Origin of the sequence: Prevotella sp. E13-27, assembly GCF_023217965.1 — a bacterium.
Lineage (GTDB): Bacteria > Bacteroidota > Bacteroidia > Bacteroidales > Bacteroidaceae > Prevotella.
Map to the genome: position 1 here is coordinate 1664651 of NZ_JALPSC010000002.1, position 17573 is coordinate 1682223.

13 protein-coding genes are annotated in these 17573 nt (G+C 44.5%); all 13 read right to left on the reverse strand.

The features are described 5' to 3' along the window. Positions 1 to 71: 71 nt before the first annotated feature. A complete protein-coding gene (locus M1L52_RS16050) occupies positions 72 to 779 on the reverse strand; it encodes a YjbH domain-containing protein (protein WP_248616021.1) in 708 nt (235 codons plus the stop codon). 35 nt (positions 780 to 814) lie between these two features. Then, entirely contained in the window at positions 815 to 1714 is a 900-nt protein-coding gene (locus M1L52_RS16055; protein ID WP_248616022.1) for a hypothetical protein, read from the reverse strand. Between the two features lie 192 nt (positions 1715 to 1906). Beyond that, positions 1907 to 3031, reverse strand: a complete 1125-nt coding sequence (locus M1L52_RS16060; RefSeq protein WP_248616023.1) for a hypothetical protein — start codon at positions 3029 to 3031, stop codon at positions 1907 to 1909. 28 nt (positions 3032 to 3059) lie between these two features. After that, a complete protein-coding gene (locus M1L52_RS16065) occupies positions 3060 to 4229 on the reverse strand; it encodes an OmpA family protein (protein WP_248616024.1) in 1170 nt (389 codons plus the stop codon). Between the two features lie 165 nt (positions 4230 to 4394). Further along, on the reverse strand, positions 4395 to 6182 hold the full coding sequence (gene mutL / locus M1L52_RS16070; RefSeq protein ID WP_248616025.1) for a DNA mismatch repair endonuclease MutL: 1788 nt from the start codon (positions 6180 to 6182) through the stop codon (positions 4395 to 4397). Positions 6183 to 6432: 250 nt separating this feature from the next. Further along, on the reverse strand, positions 6433 to 8073 hold the full coding sequence (locus M1L52_RS16075; protein WP_262918029.1) for an OstA-like protein: 1641 nt from the start codon (positions 8071 to 8073) through the stop codon (positions 6433 to 6435). A gap of 91 nt (positions 8074 to 8164) precedes the next feature. Then, positions 8165 to 9532 (reverse strand): peptidylprolyl isomerase, encoded by a 1368-nt coding sequence (locus M1L52_RS16080; RefSeq protein ID WP_248616027.1) that lies wholly within the window; start codon positions 9530 to 9532, stop codon positions 8165 to 8167. A 75-nt stretch (positions 9533 to 9607) separates the two neighbouring features. Then, on the reverse strand, positions 9608 to 11029 hold the full coding sequence (locus M1L52_RS16085; protein WP_410896793.1) for a peptidylprolyl isomerase: 1422 nt from the start codon (positions 11027 to 11029) through the stop codon (positions 9608 to 9610). A 40-nt stretch (positions 11030 to 11069) separates the two neighbouring features. Continuing rightward, positions 11070 to 12551, reverse strand: a complete 1482-nt coding sequence (gene guaB / locus M1L52_RS16090) for an IMP dehydrogenase (RefSeq protein ID WP_248616029.1) — start codon at positions 12549 to 12551, stop codon at positions 11070 to 11072. A gap of 238 nt (positions 12552 to 12789) precedes the next feature. After that, on the reverse strand, positions 12790 to 13173 hold the full coding sequence (locus M1L52_RS16095) for a hypothetical protein (protein ID WP_248616030.1): 384 nt from the start codon (positions 13171 to 13173) through the stop codon (positions 12790 to 12792). Positions 13174 to 13244: 71 nt separating this feature from the next. After that, the gene (gene recQ, locus M1L52_RS16100) at positions 13245 to 15422 is read right to left on the reverse strand and encodes a DNA helicase RecQ (RefSeq protein ID WP_248616031.1); all 2178 of its coding nucleotides are present in this window, start codon (positions 15420 to 15422) and stop codon (positions 13245 to 13247) included. 45 nt (positions 15423 to 15467) lie between these two features. Continuing rightward, positions 15468 to 16709: an ATP-dependent Clp protease ATP-binding subunit ClpX gene (clpX, locus tag M1L52_RS16105; protein ID WP_248616032.1), complete on the reverse strand. Its 1242-nt coding sequence runs from the start codon at positions 16707 to 16709 to the stop codon at positions 15468 to 15470. 14 nt (positions 16710 to 16723) lie between these two features. Further along, entirely contained in the window at positions 16724 to 17386 is a 663-nt protein-coding gene (clpP, locus tag M1L52_RS16110) for an ATP-dependent Clp endopeptidase proteolytic subunit ClpP (protein WP_248616033.1), read from the reverse strand. Between the last annotated feature and the right edge of the window lie 187 nt (positions 17387 to 17573).

Consider the following 17573-nt stretch of genomic DNA (forward strand, 5'->3'; position numbering starts at 1 on the left):
TCGTAAGCGGGTGCAAAGGTAGAATAATAATTTCGAACATGCAAATTATTTTACATATCTTAACACGAAACCTATAACAAATTAATATATAAGCATAATCCCGCATTAAATCGATGCATATCTATGAAAGCAAACTGTACTAAAAACATTTTAAACAGTAAGCAGTCAGCACCTATGTTAAATTCATTTCCATCCCACTCACACATCAGTCGAAGTGGACGATAGAATGATGGTTGTACGGTAACACCTCCCACCACACCATTCCACTTATGATTGGAATTTAGCTTCCACGTACGATATGCTATATGACCACCTAGGAGATGTCCGCCCAAGTCAACATGCTTTGACAGCGCCACATAATAGTTACGGTAGTAATTACTAGCAGACCATCCATCTTCACCAGAGCCCCATACATCATTTCCGCCAACTACAACAGATGGCCACCATTCATCTTCCTGAATAGGTTGCAGTTTTATTGAGAAATAGCGATCCTTGGAATAGAAACCAGTCTTATTATAAGACTTATTATTACGGTGCATTTTCCAGAGTGTATAACCATAGGACACCTGAACCCATTTGAAAGCCGTCAGACTCAAATAATTTGTCAGGGAGTTAAACTTCTCGTTATCACAGGTCATTCTCTCGGGCATTATCTCCTTAGGGATATAATGCAAACCTACACGTGCGACGCCAGCCGTATCCATGTCAGCCGACGGAACATGAATAAGTCCAGACTGTCCTACATACTGTTGGCCTCTCACGGAAGAGACCATCAACATGACTAATATCAAAAAAGAGAAGCGCTTATTCATCATCATTCATCAAAATTACCTGTTCCCCAAGGAATACGAACAGGATAGATACGTTCATTCTCTTCAGGATCAGTGTTGTATTTCTGCATAGACACACCATCTGCCTGAGCATTGTAAGTTAGGCGGAAGTTTGAGGCAGGACGGAATATCACAGCATCGTCCTTGCTATGAGTGCAATGCGGAAACATAATGATTATTCGGAAGCCACCAGTTTGAGATCGCTTGCTAGCCACATACACATTCTTTGTTTTCTCATGAAGTTGCGTAAAAAATGAAACGGAGCAATACTTGAAATGACGTATCACCTCGCCCTCTATACCGTGATTTCTGTTCAGATAGCGTCCGCCAACAGCGCGCAATTCAGTATTCCAAGTATTCAGCCACACGTTAACACCAATGGTGCTGGAAACATCCCATTTCGTTGTCGTAAAGTCAGATTCAGAATTGCCTTCAAGATCGGCGCCAAGAGCCCAATAGTTTGTCAATCCAGCACGACCGTGAACCATCAGCCATGAATTTATGGGATACATCCATCGCACATCACCGCCCCAGCGTTGATTACCGAAAAGTCCAGCTGTAAACTTGAAATACTGACGAGCATCCTCAAAGCGCAACACTTTAGAGATATTAGCCATATTTAATCGCAACATATCATTGCGGCGTGGATAGCCTTCATTAAGTATAGGCAGATAGGTCTGAACATTTGCTTCCCATTCATTACCAAGATACACCTTGGCGCTGGGAGTCAAATTGACCAGGAGATTATATAAACGAAGAAAATTTACATCGGCATAGTTCAACTCAGTACCACAAAACACCTCTGCAATGGGCTTTGACTGGGCATACATCTTACCCAAGATCAGAGGAGCTGTTAGCATGAGAAGAACCCATTTCTTATACATAATAACACGAATGACTTAAAATTAGGCCGCAAAATTACAAAAAAAAAGCGAGATGTGAGAAAAACAGTAAAAAGTTTTTAAAATCAGCACAAGAAAATAATACGGACTTTTACAATAATAAAATAGTTTACAAAAAAAATTGCCATGCAGTAAGACTGCACGGCAACTTTTAATATTGTATATTCTTACCGATTAGTTAGAACCACCAACATGAGTTGCAACAGGCTCTTCAGTATAAACGACTTCAGTGGAAATATCACCATAAACCTTTACGCGGAACACCTTGTTACCTGCCTTGAAGGTCATGATACTAACATTCTGATAAATGGTGTAAGTACCTGCACGCTCCATATTCAGTGTACCTGAAGTAGGAACCTTTGCAGCAGTTGCACCGAAGATCAGACGTGTCCACATGCTCAAGATACCAGTAAGCTTATCAACATTTGTAAATCCAAAGTACTGATCGAAGTTTACAGTCTGATTACCAGGAGTAAGGTTACCAGTCTTAAGAATAATCTTATTTGTCTCAATAGCGGTACATGTAGCCTTAAGAATCACGTTCCAAGTAGAGAAGTGAGGCAGATCAGCAGAAAGAACATCACCAGCAACAGCCAAATTGTTAGCTTTGGTACCATCGACATGCTGGAAATCAACACCAGCAAGACCAACTTCACCAACACCCTCAATGTTCAAATCCAGGTGAGCTCCAGCGCCATCGAATTTAGTTCCGTCAGGATCACAATCCACTGAATAAGCAGGAACAGGATACTCAGTATTTTCCTTTACTTCTTCAACAGGCACCTGAGGCTGAACATAGACAGTAATTCTATAAGAGTCAGATGAAGTATAGGTTGCATTTGAACCATTAAGGTTTAAGGTAGCCTTTACTGAAAAATCTTTCTGGTTCTTGTTATCATTAGTAACGTCGTTATTGGCATCGGCAGCGGCCTGAGAAACCGCATTAGTAGACTTCTGAACTGGAGTGAGCTCAATAACTACAATCTTACGGTCGCCAAAGGTCACGTCAATTGGGCTAATAGCCACATAACCAGCGGGCAGTGTTACAACGACAGTACCAGAAGCAGCTGCATTATTAAAGGTATATGTATTACCAGACTTTGTGGCTGTCTGACCTGCATAAGTAACTGTTGCGCCTGAAACAGCAGAGGTAAATTTAACATGCAGAGTATTGTTCTGTATCAACTGAACATTTGCTTTCTGTTCAATGTCAATAGCGTTATTTCTATGGCAAGATGTCATAGCAGCAGCCATACCCAACACGAGGGCAACGCTTGCGAATTTGATATTAATTTTCATTGTTTAAATAACTTTTGGTTGTTTTTGTTTACTTAACTGCTACAACAGCACGGCGGTTGTAAGAAATAGGAGTCAGGGTATCAACACCACCTGCGGCAACAACCTCAATGTTATCGCGGCTTACACCCATCTTAACAAGTTCATCAGCAACAACCTCAGCACGCTTCTGGCTCAGCTTCTGGTTATAGCTTGCGCTACCAGTCTTGCTGTCAGCATAACCTGTAACAACAATCTTAGAATTCTGGTTCTTAGCAATCTCAGCGAGCTCCTTAACATCCTGCATATCCTTGCGAGAAGCAATCTTGCTCTTTCCAATATTGAAGAACACAGAAACTGGAGCAGCAGTAACTTCCTTGATGACAACAGGATCAGACTTTGGACACTTGTGATCCTCGTACATCTTCTTCCAGCGATCGCGATCAGCCTGCTCGTCAGCAAGCTGTGCCTGCAGAGCGTCGATCTGGCTCTGAGAGAGTGCCTTCAGTGCCTCTACGTCTGGAGTCTTATTCCAATTAGACTTGCCAAGGTTATAGGTCAAGCCAAGTTCAACTCCATAGTATCTATCAGTGTTAGCAACAGAAGATCCATAATTAGTAGTAGAAGCGAAGAGCTCATAGTCAGACCAATTGTAGCTCAAATCCAAATAAAGAGAAACCTTCTTTCCAAGACGGAAATTGTTCAGCAAGCCGATGCTAGCACCAAGGCTGTTTACATTGTCGCTCATGTTACGCATCCAACCTGCACCGATGTAGGGAATAAAGTTCCACAGACGGTTCTCATTGTAACCGCAAAGCATGTTTGACAGGTTAAAGAGAGCCTGCTCCTGAATATTCAGGAACTTAATCTTTCCTGCTTCTGCGTCAGCAGCGCCTGTAGCATCAATAGATGCTGCATTGTGGCCAGCAAAGAAGATAGAACCTTTCGTACGAAGACCCATACCTGGTGTAAACCATTTGCCAAGTGAAATTGAAACACCGAGGTCACGACGGAAATCCTTAAGAGGGCTATTGCTCAGCCCCAGACCAGCAGTGTGCGCAAATGCAGAATAAGAAGCGCCATACTGAAAGCCTGCTGAAATGAACCAATTGCTCCAAAAAGAGTTTGTAGATACGCTGTATTTTTCAACAGGTACCTCGTCTTGTGCCATTCCTGACATTGAAATACTAGCAAGTGCCAGTCCTAACAAAAACTTTTTCATAATGTTTAATTTTATAAAACAATCAATAATAATTTCGAAATTTGCGGCAAAAGTATGGAAAAAAATTTAAAGTCACAACTTTTTTCTTCACAAAATGCAGTTTTTGAGCATTTTTTCCATAAAACACAGCACTTTTTGCATTTTTTCGTACCATCTGATGCTTTTTTAACGAAACATGTGTTCAATGTCTCCATGTGGGAGAATGCTCAATATTGGCTTTCCATCAGGTGTATAATTAACATTATCGCAGGCGAATAGCTGATTCACCACATGTTCCATCTCCTCATTTGACAGCACCTGCCCCTGCGGTATTGCTGCCTGACGTGCCAAACTAAGTGCAAGTGTAGAGTTCAGATGCTCTACTACAGTTGTCTTCTGCTCCATAGCATCAACTACTATAGCCTTAACTACCGAAACAGGATTGATGCCCTCGAGTCCTGCCGGAACTCCTGCCACGGCATAGCTTCCGCCACCGAGGTCACTAAGGTCAAAGCCCACAGCAACAAGCTGCGGTATGATCTGTGAAAGGATTACAGACTCAGCTGCCGTCAGTTGCACGACCTCTGGAAACAGAAGCTGCTGTGTACGGCTCTGTCGCTGACTGAGCTGATGAAGATAGTACTCGTAACGTATTCTAACATCGGCCCTATGCTGATCGATAATCATAAGTCCTGATCGGACGGCAGTCATTATATATGTACCTTTATACTGATAGTGTGCTGGCGACTTGTCTTCAATCAACAGCTTTGGTTCTTCTTTCTCTACCAGTTTCTCTTCTGGGAAAAGAGGTTCCGGATATAATGCTTCCCACCCTTTTGGAGCAGAAACATCCTTTGAAGTTGACTTAAACGGATTATAATCAGGATTGTAAGTCACCTTCGGCATCTCTATCGCATTCCGCTCGGGGTTGAACACAGGAATCTCGGGACGCTCCTCAGTATCAAAGTCTATTGCAGGCACTTCACAGAAACGTCCGATAGCATCTTTTACAGCAGCTGTAAGAATCTGCCATATGCTTTGTTCATTCTCAAACTTTATCTCAGTCTTGGTTGGGTGAATGTTAACATCGATGTCAGTCGGTGCCACATCGAAGTACAGAAAATATGGTACTAACATCCCTTCTGGCACAAGACGTTCAAAAGCGTTGGTAACCGCCTTGTGGAAGTAAGAATGTTTCATAAAGCGTCCATTAACGAAAAAGTATGTCTGTGCACCTTTCTTCCGCGCTGACTCCGGTTTGCCTACAAAGCCAGAGATACGGCATATAGCAGTATCGACATCAACAGGCAGCAGATCCTGATTCAGTTTCTTACCGAACACATCAACGATACGTTGTCTCAATGACCCTGCCTTAAGATTCATCAGTTCCTGTCCGTTGCTATAGAGCGTGAATGAGATAGAAGGATATACCAATACAATTCGCTCAAAAGCAGTCAAGATATTACTCAGTTCAGTAGAATTCGTTTTCAAGAACTTCCTTCGAGCAGGGACATTAAAGAAGATATTCTCTACTCGGAAGTTTGATCCGACGGGACTAGCTACTGGCTCTTGACTAACAACACGCGAACCGTTCAAAACAAGTTTCGTACCTATATCCTCACCTTCAAGACGTGTTGTCAACTCCACCTGTGCCACAGCAGCAATCGAAGGCAGTGCCTCACCACGGAAACCCATAGTATGGAGGTCAAAGAGGTCATCAGCCTTTCTTATCTTTGATGTGGCATGTCGCTCAAACGCCAGACGTGCATCAGTCTCCGACATGCCTTTTCCATCGTCAACAACCTGTATGAGTGTTCGTCCAGCATCAATAACAACGACTTGAATATGCTGAGCACCCGCATCAACAGAATTCTCTACCAGCTCCTTTATCACCGAAGCTGGTCTCTGAATTACCTCACCCGCTGCTATCTGATTTGCAACTGAGTCTGGAAGAAGTTGTATAATATCACTCATAATATTAATCTAAAAACAATCCATATGAACGCTGCAAGCAACACCAATGCTAAAAAATGATGGCTCCATGAGGCCATAAAAGAATGGCGACGAGGGGTTGAGAAGTGCATTATCTGATTATGACTACCATCATCACTATTCTTATAGCTCTCGCCACTTAATTCTTTACGCGCACGTTTCTCAATCTCAGCCAGCTGTTCTTTTCTGGTATCGACATATATAGGTGGCAAATTAAAACAACGAGGCTTTCTCATTCTGACAATTTCTGTAGTGGAGCCTGTCGGCGCTTTACTACTTTAAGTTCAGTACCCGCTTTCTTTCCACGCCATACGAAGATGTCTTCCTTAGACAACGGCCTAACATAGTCAAACCAGGCGAAACCTTCCAGATAGCGTTTCAATGGTGGTATCTGAGTCATGGGATAGACGACCCCTTCACTCTTTGGAGTCCAAATGCGTTGCAATTTCTGTTTCTCCATATACATACGCATTTCTTCTGTCTCCATTGTGACGAAGCCTATATACGTACTATCTGATTCATCAATTGGATAATATGCCACAAGCACATTTCCCACTGCCCTACCCTCATTTATTTCTCCATTCTTAAAGAAAGCAAACATCTCCTTCGACGACACCTGATTATACTGGTCTTTTTCATGAAGGTCTTCTATTGAGAATGCCTGGTTTATAACATGAGCCCTGTCAATTACCGAGTCTTTCATATATACTTTTATCTCCTCGCCTAACAGCTGTTGATCCATGTTCCACACTATCGGGTCACGGTATAGTGTCATACATGAGTCTTTTTGATTATAAACAAGCGAGTCACACACAGCCTGCAAATCTGTTCTGTATGCCCTTACCTTATGAAAAGCATGAATCACCCTATACACGGAATCAGTCTCTTTGTTATATGTAAAGACTTTGAATGTGTCTGCATGCATGAACAGCGAGTCTTTCTGCGAATAATCCACTGTCATAGCGCTGTCGGTACACATAGCGTATCCCGTTGGTTCTTCATAATAGCCATAGTTGCCTGTCAGCATGTTCTTATTCAGCGTATCAGTATATACGACATTACGGAATGCCTCGCTGACGCCTGTCTTACCATTATATGCGATGCTGTCGCCAGTCATTATTCTGCCACCGTTATCTATCGTTGACCTCTGTAGCAGCTGTCCTTGCTCAAGATCTGTATTATAGTATCCCAGCTCAGAATAGATATGACTCTCACCGCTTGTAATATTCGATGGTCCTACGATGTGGGCGAGCTTCATTTCAGTGTCATAATATAGCGAATCGGTTTTCAATACAAAGTTTTTATCAACCATCACGACATCATAATAGAATATTGCCATCTTCGTGTCGGTATGGTATTCACCCCAATCGCTGACGAGCGTAGTAGTCTTATCGACCATTTTTCCACCTTCCTGGAAATAGCCCATGTTCCACAGCCTGTCAAAATAGAGTGAATCAGTATAAAGCGTTGTCTCACGATGCTTCATCACGACATTGTCCAATGCCTGCATCAACTGGTCGTTACCGTCATAGTAGCCATAGTCGCTTATGAGCGACAGTGTGTCACCCTGCAGCATTTTCACATTTCCGAAAGCCTCAAAAGAGTTTGTGTCTTCAAAGAAGTTCGCGCTGTCACAATAGAGGTAGGCACCGTTATGTTCAAACTGTACATTACCCTGTAGCACCTGAGCGTTGTTGTTATGCCAGCGTTCATAAAAGAGTCTATCTGCATGAATGAGATAAACCCGGTCTTCTTTTTTTGTTTCCTTCTTCTTTTCTTTTGGCTTCTGTTGGGTCTTTTTGTCTTTATCAGGTAAAGGGTACGACTTCGTTGCGCCATACAGGAACGTGGCACAAAGCGCAAACAGAAGCATCGTAATGATGCTTCTGAAGCCCAAATATCCTATGATAGAATATACTCTCACCTATATTATATAATGTATCAAACTGCTCTGCAAGGGTCTTTTACCTTATCCACCCTTGGTATTCAAAGTCGCAATCCTTGTAATTCTCGTTTATACGCACGTAAGTGTTTTTTATCTTATTAACGACCCACTTATGGATTGCCTCATTACGCCGTTTCTCCAAGACAAGATTCTTCATTACTTGAAAGTCCTCAGTGATTGTGGCTTTATGTCCCTCAGAACGACTTTTCAGTTTTGCAATAACACACACAGTCTTTCCACGATCATTTATCATAGTAAACGGCTGTGATATCTGACCAACCTTCATTGTATCCACTACCCTTGCCACCTCAGCAGGCAGGTCCTGCAGTTGGAAACGCGATGTCTGTCCCATCTCCGAGCGGTTTGCCATAAGACCACGGTTGTTCCTTGTATCCTTATCGTCAGAGATGTAAGATGCGCCATCCTCAAAGGTAAACTTTCCTTCGCGAATATCCATTGCCACCGAATCAAGACGCGCCAGCGATGCATTGATAGCTGAATCACTAACCTCTGGCTTCAAAAGAATATGGCGTACCTTTATCTTATCTCCACGCTTGTCCACATACTGAATAATGTGATAGCCAAATTCTGACTCAACAATTTTTGAGATCTTCTTCGGGTCTGTAAGGTTGAAAGCGACAGCAGCGAAAGCGGGGTCAAGCATACCACGACCTGTATAGTCAAGTTCTCCGCCACGACGTGCTGAGCCAGGATCCTGCGAATAGAGACGGGCAAGAGTCTGGAAGGTTGCCTCTCCTCGAGTTACGCGGTCAGTATAGTCACGCAGCTCATCCTTCACCCTGTTTATCTCCTCCGGTGTCACTCGTGGCGTCTGAGCAATAATCTGCACCTCAACCTCTGTTGGAACAAAAGGAATGCTGTCCAATGGCAGGTCTTTGAAATAGCGTCTCACCTCAGCAGGTGTCACTGTGACGCCCTTCACCAGATGCTCCTTCATTCTCTGAATCATCAACTGGTCCTTCAAGTCGTCGTGCATAGAAGCACGTATCTGCGAGAGGCTCTGCTTACGATATTCCTCCAGTTTCTCTCTTGAACCGATCTGAGAGATCATATACTCCAGTCTTGCCTCAATCTGTGAGTTTACCTCAGACTCAGTCACTTCAATACTGTCTATGGCTGCCTGATGAAGGAACAGCTTCTGCACAGCAATCTGTTCTGGAATGGCACAGTCTGGGTTACGCTCCCAACGGACGCCTTCCATAGCAGCCTGTATGCGCGTCACCTCGATGTCGCTCTTCAGTATGGCTTCATCTCCTACGACCCACACCACCTCATCAACAACATTCTGAGCATATGTTGGTATGAATGAGAGATGGACAAAGAGCAATGATAAAAGAATCCATGATCTGCTACTTTTACCAACCATACTGTTTTCCTTACGCATTGAACCTTCGCAAATATTTAATATCATCTGATATACAAAATTAAGGCTGTAAGCCGCTTAGTGTTTATTTACTGTTTCAAGTACTTCCTTGTTCACAGTAAAAAGATACTTCTTTCTCAGCTCAGCCACCCACTCTTTCTCGAGGGCCTCCTGATAGTCTGCAACTACAAGTCCGCGCACATCGGTATAATCCTCAGGACGCTTCTTTAGCACTTTACCATAGACACCATCGATAGGATAGTCCTTAACCTTGGTCACCGTGGTATCTTTCTTGAAGATGATGCTATCAACAAGAGCATTATCGCCCTTCTTGAAGATGCCCTTCTCTACACGGATACGGAGTACCGAGTCATTATTGAATGTAGAACGAAGTTTCTCTGCCCATTTATCAAACGGAAGTTTCTTCACGCAATCCTTAACAGCCTGAACATCAGCCTCATCCTTCACATGGAAAGCCATGCCTTTGAAACGTGGCTCGTCCCACTCATAGCGTTTCTTATTCTTCTTGAAGAAATTTGCAAGCCCAGAATCATCCTTAGCTGCCTTGTCCCAAACGAGCTTGTTGCTTATCTCATAGAGCAAGAGACCATCGTGATATTCCTGTATGAGATATTTCAGTTCCATATCCTTTGCCGACAACTCATCAGCTTTTTCATCCATAATCTGCTCCTTTGTCTTCGTACCATTCGAAGCCTTCACGAGCTCATCAACCTTCTGCTCAGCTATACGGTCGCGCAGATTACGCTGTTCAATGAAACGTATGATGTTATCGTGATGGAACTCAAACGGCTCGAGCATCTTCTTCTCCATAACCTTGATGATATGGAAGCCGTAAGCCGTCTGCACAACATCCGACATCTGTCCTGGCTGAAGAGAGAATGCCACATCCTCGAACTCCTTCACGAACTGGCCTCGCTGTACGAAAGGCAACAGACCGCCCTGACGTGCAGAGCCAGGATCCTCGGACACTTTCTTTGCCAACTCTGCAAAGTCTGCGCCTGCCTTCAGAGCCTTATAAATAGAGTCGATGCGCACCTTTGCTGCAGCTACCTCACTGTCAGGAGCTTGTTGGTTCAAGCGCAGGAGTATGTGAGAGGCCTGTACCAGTCCGTCAGGACCAATACGCTTCACGGTCTCATCATATATACGATGAGCCTCAGCCTCTATATCTGCGTCGGTCACGAGCATTGGACGAAGCTGCTGGTCACGATACTGTGCAAACTCTTTCTTAAACGATTTCAGCGTGTCATATTTCTCATCAAGAGCAGCAATCACCTTCAGCTTATAGTTAATGAATAGATCAACATACTCGTCAACAGTTTTCTTGTCGATGACACCTTCTGAGTTATTCTTGTTATAAGAGTATTCAAACTCTGAGCGCAATACTGGCTGTCCGTTTACAGTCATTATGACTGGATCAGTCTGCGCCATTGCGGCAACGCTTAAGGCGCACGCTGCAAGAAGCATATTCAGTCTCATATAATATAATAATGTGTATTATAGTTTCTTAGGAAACGAATTAATCGTTTGGACGCGAATAGTTAGGAGCCTCGCTTGTAATCGTTATGTCGTGAGGATGGCTCTCCATTACACCAGCATTGGTGATTCTGGTAAACTTCGCATCGTGCAGACGCTCAATGCTTGCAGCACCGCAGTAGCCCATACCTGAGCGCAGACCACCAGTGAGCTGGTAAATCACCTCCTGCACTGTTCCCTTGTAAGGCACACGTCCGGCAATACCCTCTGGCACGAGTTTCTTCACGTCCTTTGTATCAGCCTGGAAGTAACGATCCTTAGAGCCGTGCTCCATAGCTTCGAGCGAGCCCATGCCACGATAGCTCTTGAACTTACGTCCATTATATATTATGGTGTCGCCAGGACTCTCTTCTGTTCCAGCCACCAGTGAACCTATCATCACACAAGATCCACCTGCAGCAAGTGCCTTCACGATATCACCTGAGTAGCGCAGGCCACCGTCAGCGATAAGAGGTACGCCTGTACCCTTCAATGCGTCATATACATCATAAACGGCAGAAAGTTGCGGAACTCCCACACCTGCTACTACACGAGTGGTACAGATTGAGCCAGGGCCAATGCCAACCTTCACAGCATCGGCACCATTCTCCACGAGCATGCGAGCTGCAGCACCTGTAGCAATGTTACCTACTACGATATCTATATTCTTGAAAGCATTCTTTGCCTCACGCAGTTTATCGATAACACCCTTTGAATGTCCGTGAGCAGTATCAATAACTATTGCGTCAGCGCCAGCATTTACCAATGCCTGCATACGGTCGAGGGTATCTACTGTTACGCCTACGCCTGCTGCCACACGCAAACGACCTTTTTCATCCTTGCATGCCATTGGCTTATCCTTTGCCTTGGTGATATCCTTATAAGTGATAAGTCCTACTAGGTGGTTATCCTTATCAACCACCGGCAGTTTCTCTATCTTATTCTTCTGAAGAATCTCTGCTGCAGCCATAAGGTCTGTCTGCTGATGTGTCGTAACGAGGTTCTCCTTTGACATAATCTCGTCAACAGGACGATCAAGGCGACGCTCGAAGCGAAGGTCACGGTTGGTAACAATACCCACAAGGTGATTCTCATCGTCAACCACTGGAATACCACCGATATGGTACTCAGCCATAATATCAAGAGCCTGACCTACAGTTGAGCCACGCTGAATGGTCACTGGGTCATAGATCATGCCGTTCTCAGCACGCTTCACGATAGCTACCTGACGTGCCTGTTCCTCTATCGACATATTCTTGTGTATAACACCAATACCGCCCTCACGAGCAATGGCAATAGCCATCTGGCTCTCCGTCACAGTATCCATGGCGGCTGTCACGAAAGGCACATTCAACTCAATGTTACGTGAAAAACGTGTTTTCAACTCTACTGTCTTTGGCAGTACTTCAGAATAGGCAGGGATAAGCAGGACGTCATCGAAGGTAAGGCCGTCCATCACGATTTTATCTGCAATAAATGATGACATAATATGGTACCTTTAATTTTTTATTGCGTGCAAAGATACACATTTTTCCGCACCTGTGAATGCACTTTTAGTAATTTCTTGTTGAATTAACACGATTTAAAGCATTCACGGGTGCTGAATTTGCCCACAAAAGACAATCTTGTCATAAACGGGGCTCTTATTGCTTTTCTCAGAAGCTATCTCGTACGAACGAATTTCTTTCCGTCTTTAATATATAGTCCACACGATGGCATGCCTGTCACACGGCGGCCGTGGGTGTACCCGGGCTATAGTTTACGCTGATGCCAAAGTCATGTATACTGGTGAGATTATTCCAGTAATAATCCATCGAAAGGTTTATTGCGTAGTTGATACGGTCATTGGTTGCCTCGTCACCACCGTTGTTATACCAGTGTCCGACTGTACCCTTTGGCAGCGTTACGAACTTTATCACATCACCGTAGCCAACACCATAGTTGTTATTGATAGCATATGCACGCATGTAATAGACTGTGGCAGGCTTTAGGTCACGCATCCAATAAATTTTTCCTGCCTGATTCAGATACTCGGTAGTGCGATTGTCAGTAACCTTCGGTTCTGGATGTTCTGCCCAGCAGAAGCCCTCTTCAAGGATAATGGGCAATAAAAAACAAGTTAGGCAAATACTTAAAGATATCTGTAATCGCAAGGCATTTGCCCTGTGATTACAAGATATCAGTTAGCCATGTCAGAGATGAACTTGATGCGCACAAGGCGTATCTCGTCTTCCTCATAGTCACCACCAAGCTCTTTATATGCCTCTTTCAGGTCGCCAGTGTCTGACTCGCGGAAATACTCATAGATATCATCAATATCATCCGGATCCATTATATCCTCAAGGAAATAATCGATGTTCACCTTATTTCCGCTATAGAGGACAATACCCTCCAGCTCATCGAGGAGTTCTTCAAAGTCTATTCCAAGAGCGTTGGCAATATCGTCAAGAGCAATGCGACGGTCAATATTCTGCAGGATCTTAAGCTTACGCATGGAGTCCTTAGCCTTGGTACGCACACGCAGGTCTGCCTGACGCTCTATATCGTTCTCTTCGCAGTAACGCTTAATAAAATCTACGAAATCCTTAGCATAAGGCTGACGTGTCTTACCATCGCCCACACCCTGAATATTCTTCAGTTCTTCAAGTGTTACAGGATATTCAGTAGCCATTTGTTCTATGCTCACATCCTGGAAGATGACATAGCCTGGTCGCTGCAGCTTATGTGCCCATTTCTTACGCAGGTCATGGAGCATAGCCGACAGTGTTGGGTCGAGAGCACTTGTGCCACCCTCAGCAGGTTCTTCGTCCACGTTGAATTCATGGTCAAGCACCACCAGGAACGACTTTGGTGACTTTATGAACTTCTTGCCAGCCGATGTTACCTTCAGAACGCCATAGTTCTCAACTTCCTTCTTCAGATAGCCAGTGATAAGCGCCTGACGAATGACAGGATTCCAAATCTTCGGATCTTCCTTCTCGCCTGAGCCAAACTCATCGAGCTCATGATGCTTATGAGCAACGACCTCATCGGTCTCTCTTCCTTTTATGAAGTCTATGACATAGTCTGTGCGGAAATTCTCTTTCATGGCGAGAATGGCCTTCAGAGCGATAACAAGCTGCTTGCTGCACTCAATCTTACTACCTGGGTGCAGACAGTTGTCACAGTTATGGCAGTTGTCCTGAGTATATTCTTCGCCGAAATAGTGTAGCAGCATCTTCCTACGGCACACAGAAGTCTCAGCGTATGCAGCTGTTTCCTGCAACAGCTGGCGTCCTATATCCTGTTCTGCCACAGGCTTTCCCTCCATGAACTTGTCAAGCTTTTGTAAGTCCTTATGGCTGTAGAATGCCAGACAGATGCCTTCACCTCCGTCACGTCCTGCGCGTCCTGTCTCCTGATAGTAGCCTTCAAGCGACTTTGGTATGTCGTAGTGGATAACAAAACGCACATCGGGCTTGTCGATACCCATGCCGAAAGCTATGGTAGCAACAATGACATCAATATCCTCCATCAGGAAGTCGTCCTGTGTCTGTGTGCGCGTAGCACTGTCAAGGCCTGCATGATAAGCTGCCGCCTTGATATCATTGGCCCGCAAAACCTCAGCAAGGTCTTCCACCTTCTTACGCGACAGACAGTAGATGATGCCGCTTTTGCCAGTGTGTTGCTTTATAAAGCGTACAATATCCTTGTCTATATCCTTTGTCTTAGGACGCACCTCATAGTAGAGGTTAGGACGGTTGAAGGAGCTCTTAAACTCGTCGGCATCGGCTATTCCGAGGCTTTTCTTTATATCTGTTCGCACTTTGTCGGTAGCAGTAGCCGTAAGGGCAATTACAGGTGCATTGCCAATCTCGTTGATTATAGGACGTATGCGGCGATACTCTGGTCGGAAGTCGTGTCCCCATTCCGAGATACAGTGAGCCTCGTCAACGGCATAGAACGATATCTTACATGTCTTCAAGAACTCCACGTTCTCTTCCTTCGTCAGCGATTCAGGAGCCACATACAGCAATTTAGTATTGCCTTTGCGAATATCGGTCTTCACCTGATCTATGGCCGCTTTGTTCAGCGACGAGTTAAGGAAGTGTGCCGTACCCTCATGCTCACTTAGATGGGTGATGAAGTCCACCTGGTTCTTCATCAGCGCTATCAGTGGCGATATGACTATTGCCACACCTTCCATGAGCAGCGACGGAAGCTGGTAGCATAATGACTTGCCACCGCCTGTAGGCATAAGCACAAAGGTGTCATGCCCATTCAGCACATTACGTATAATGGCTTCCTGATCGCCTTTGAAAGTATCAAAGCCGAAGTAGTGTTTCAACGCTTCTGTAAGATTCGTTCCTTCTTTCATGTCCTATTTTCTATCTTACCGTTTCGTTTGGATTGTTTAATTAAACTAAGAAGCAAGTTCAAGTGCACTCATGTGTGACTTGTCGAGCTGCTGCTGAGCATATTCGCTTGTAACGACAAATGTCTTCTTGCGCTGCGACGGAACTTCAAACATTGCATCCATCATTATGCTCTCCACGATGGAGCGCAGTCCGCGAGCGCCGAGTTTGAATTCCACTGCCTTGTCGACAATAAGATCAAGGGCGCTCTGTTCGAACGTCAGTTCTATGCCATCCATCTTAAACAGCTTCTCATACTGCTTCACGATAGAGTTCTTTGGCTCAAGCAATATGCGACGCAGTGCCTCACGGTCCAGCGGATTAAGATATGTGAGCACTGGCAGACGGCCTATTATCTCAGGAATGAGTCCGAAAGACTTCAAATCCTGTGGCTGCACATACTTCATGAGGTCGTTCTTGTCAATCTTGCGCACATTCTGTACAGAGTTATATCCCACTGTATGAGTGTTCATGCGCTGTGCAATCTTTCTTTCAATTCCGTCAAAGGCTCCACCACAGATGAAGAGGATGTTACGTGTATCTACATGAGTGTATTCCTGATCGGGATGCTTACGTCCGCCACGTGGGGGCACATTGACAATTGTTCCCTCAAGCAGCTTGAGCAGTCCCTGCTGCACACCCTCGCCACTTACGTCGCGTGTAATGCTGGGGTTATCGCTTTTGCGTGCTATCTTGTCTATCTCATCTATGAAGACTATGCCACGCTGGGCAGCCTGTACGTCATAGTCAGCCACCTGTAGCAGACGGCTCAATATGCTCTCCACGTCCTCACCTACATAGCCTGCCTCAGTGAACACTGTGGCATCGACAATGGTGAATGGTACATCAAGCAGTTTGGCAATGGTGCGAGCGAGGAGTGTCTTTCCTGTTCCAGTAGAACCCACCATGATGATGTTTGACTTCTCAATCTCCACGCCGTCCTTGTCTTCGGGCTGTTGTAGGCGCTTATAATGATTATAAACAGCAACTGAAAGGAATCGCTTCGCCTCGTCCTGTCCAATGATATACTGATCGAGATACTCCTTAATCTCGCGTGGCTTGGGAACTTTAGCTTGCTTGCCAAATTTCGCGCCGCCGTTTCTTTCCTGTTGCTCCTGCGTCAGGCCTGACTCTTTAACAATATTATATGCCTGCTGGGCACATTCTTCACAGATATACCCATTGATGCCAGTAATGAGCAGTTTGACCTCGCGCTCACTTCTTCCACAGAAGTTACATGTTTTCTTCATTCTTAACTCAAAATTTATTTCTTAGTCAGCACCTGATCAATCATTCCGTATGCCTTTGCCTCTTCAGCCGTCATCCAATAGTTACGGTCTGAGTCATTCCAAACCTTTTCATAGTCGGTATGAGAATGGTCGGCAATGATGGTGTAAAGTTCCTTCTTCAGCTTCTGTATCTCACGAGCCTCAATCTCGATGTCGCTTGCCTGTCCCTGTACACCGCCAAGTGGCTGATGAATCATCACGCGGCTATGAGTAAGAGCAGAGCGTTTGCCCTCAGCACCTGCTACGAGCAGAACAGCAGCCATCGATGCAGCCATGCCTGTGCAAATGGTTGCCACGTCGCTTGACACGAACTGCATGGTGTCATAGATGCCCAGGCCTGCATAGACGCTTCCGCCAGGAGAGTTAATATATATTGAGATATCCTTACCTGGATCAACAGAGTCGAGATAGAGCAACTGTGCCTGCAACGTGTTTGCAGTATAGTCGTTCACCTCTGTACCAAGGAAGATAATACGGTCCATCATCAAACGTGAGAACACGTCCATCTGAGTAACGTTTAGTTGGCGTTCTTCAAGAATATATGGGTTCATATACTGCGACTGAACCTTCATCACATCGTCAAGCACGAGGCCATCCATGCCCAGGTGCTTTGTTGCATATTTTCTAAAATCATTCATAATCAGCTAGTTATATCAAGTTATTACTCTTTTTTCTATTACCTTAAAAGACAACCTATTTATGTTTTTCTTATTTCTTAAATACAAAGTTATAAAAATAATTCGAACAATCTAATCTTTTTAAGTTTTTTTTATAAGAAAATGAAGATAATCTGCTTAGCATACAAAAAATCCCCGAATCGCGAAA

Bases quoted from the DNA above. Each gene is read 5' to 3' on its own strand.
- clpX (WP_248616032.1), bottom strand. From the start codon at position 16,709: ATGAAGAAAACATGTAACTTCTGTGGAAGAAGTGAGCGCGAGGTCAAA.
- M1L52_RS16075 (WP_262918029.1), bottom strand. From the start codon at position 8,073: ATGCTTCTGTTTGCGCTTTGTGCCACGTTCCTGTATGGCGCAACGAAG.
- mutL (WP_248616025.1), bottom strand. From the start codon at position 6,182: ATGAGTGATATTATACAACTTCTTCCAGACTCAGTTGCAAATCAGATA.
- M1L52_RS16050 (WP_248616021.1), bottom strand. From the start codon at position 779: ATGTTGATGGTCTCTTCCGTGAGAGGCCAACAGTATGTAGGACAGTCT.
- guaB (WP_248616029.1), bottom strand. From the start codon at position 12,551: ATGTCATCATTTATTGCAGATAAAATCGTGATGGACGGCCTTACCTTC.
- recQ (WP_248616031.1), bottom strand. From the start codon at position 15,422: ATGAAAGAAGGAACGAATCTTACAGAAGCGTTGAAACACTACTTCGGC.
- M1L52_RS16080 (WP_248616027.1), bottom strand. From the start codon at position 9,532: ATGGTTGGTAAAAGTAGCAGATCATGGATTCTTTTATCATTGCTCTTT.
- clpP (WP_248616033.1), bottom strand. From the start codon at position 17,386: ATGAATGATTTTAGAAAATATGCAACAAAGCACCTGGGCATGGATGGC.
- M1L52_RS16085 (WP_410896793.1), bottom strand. From the start codon at position 11,029: ATGAGACTGAATATGCTTCTTGCAGCGTGCGCCTTAAGCGTTGCCGCA.
- M1L52_RS16065 (WP_248616024.1), bottom strand. From the start codon at position 4,229: ATGAAAAAGTTTTTGTTAGGACTGGCACTTGCTAGTATTTCAATGTCA.
- M1L52_RS16060 (WP_248616023.1), bottom strand. From the start codon at position 3,031: ATGAAAATTAATATCAAATTCGCAAGCGTTGCCCTCGTGTTGGGTATG.
- M1L52_RS16055 (WP_248616022.1), bottom strand. From the start codon at position 1,714: ATGTATAAGAAATGGGTTCTTCTCATGCTAACAGCTCCTCTGATCTTG.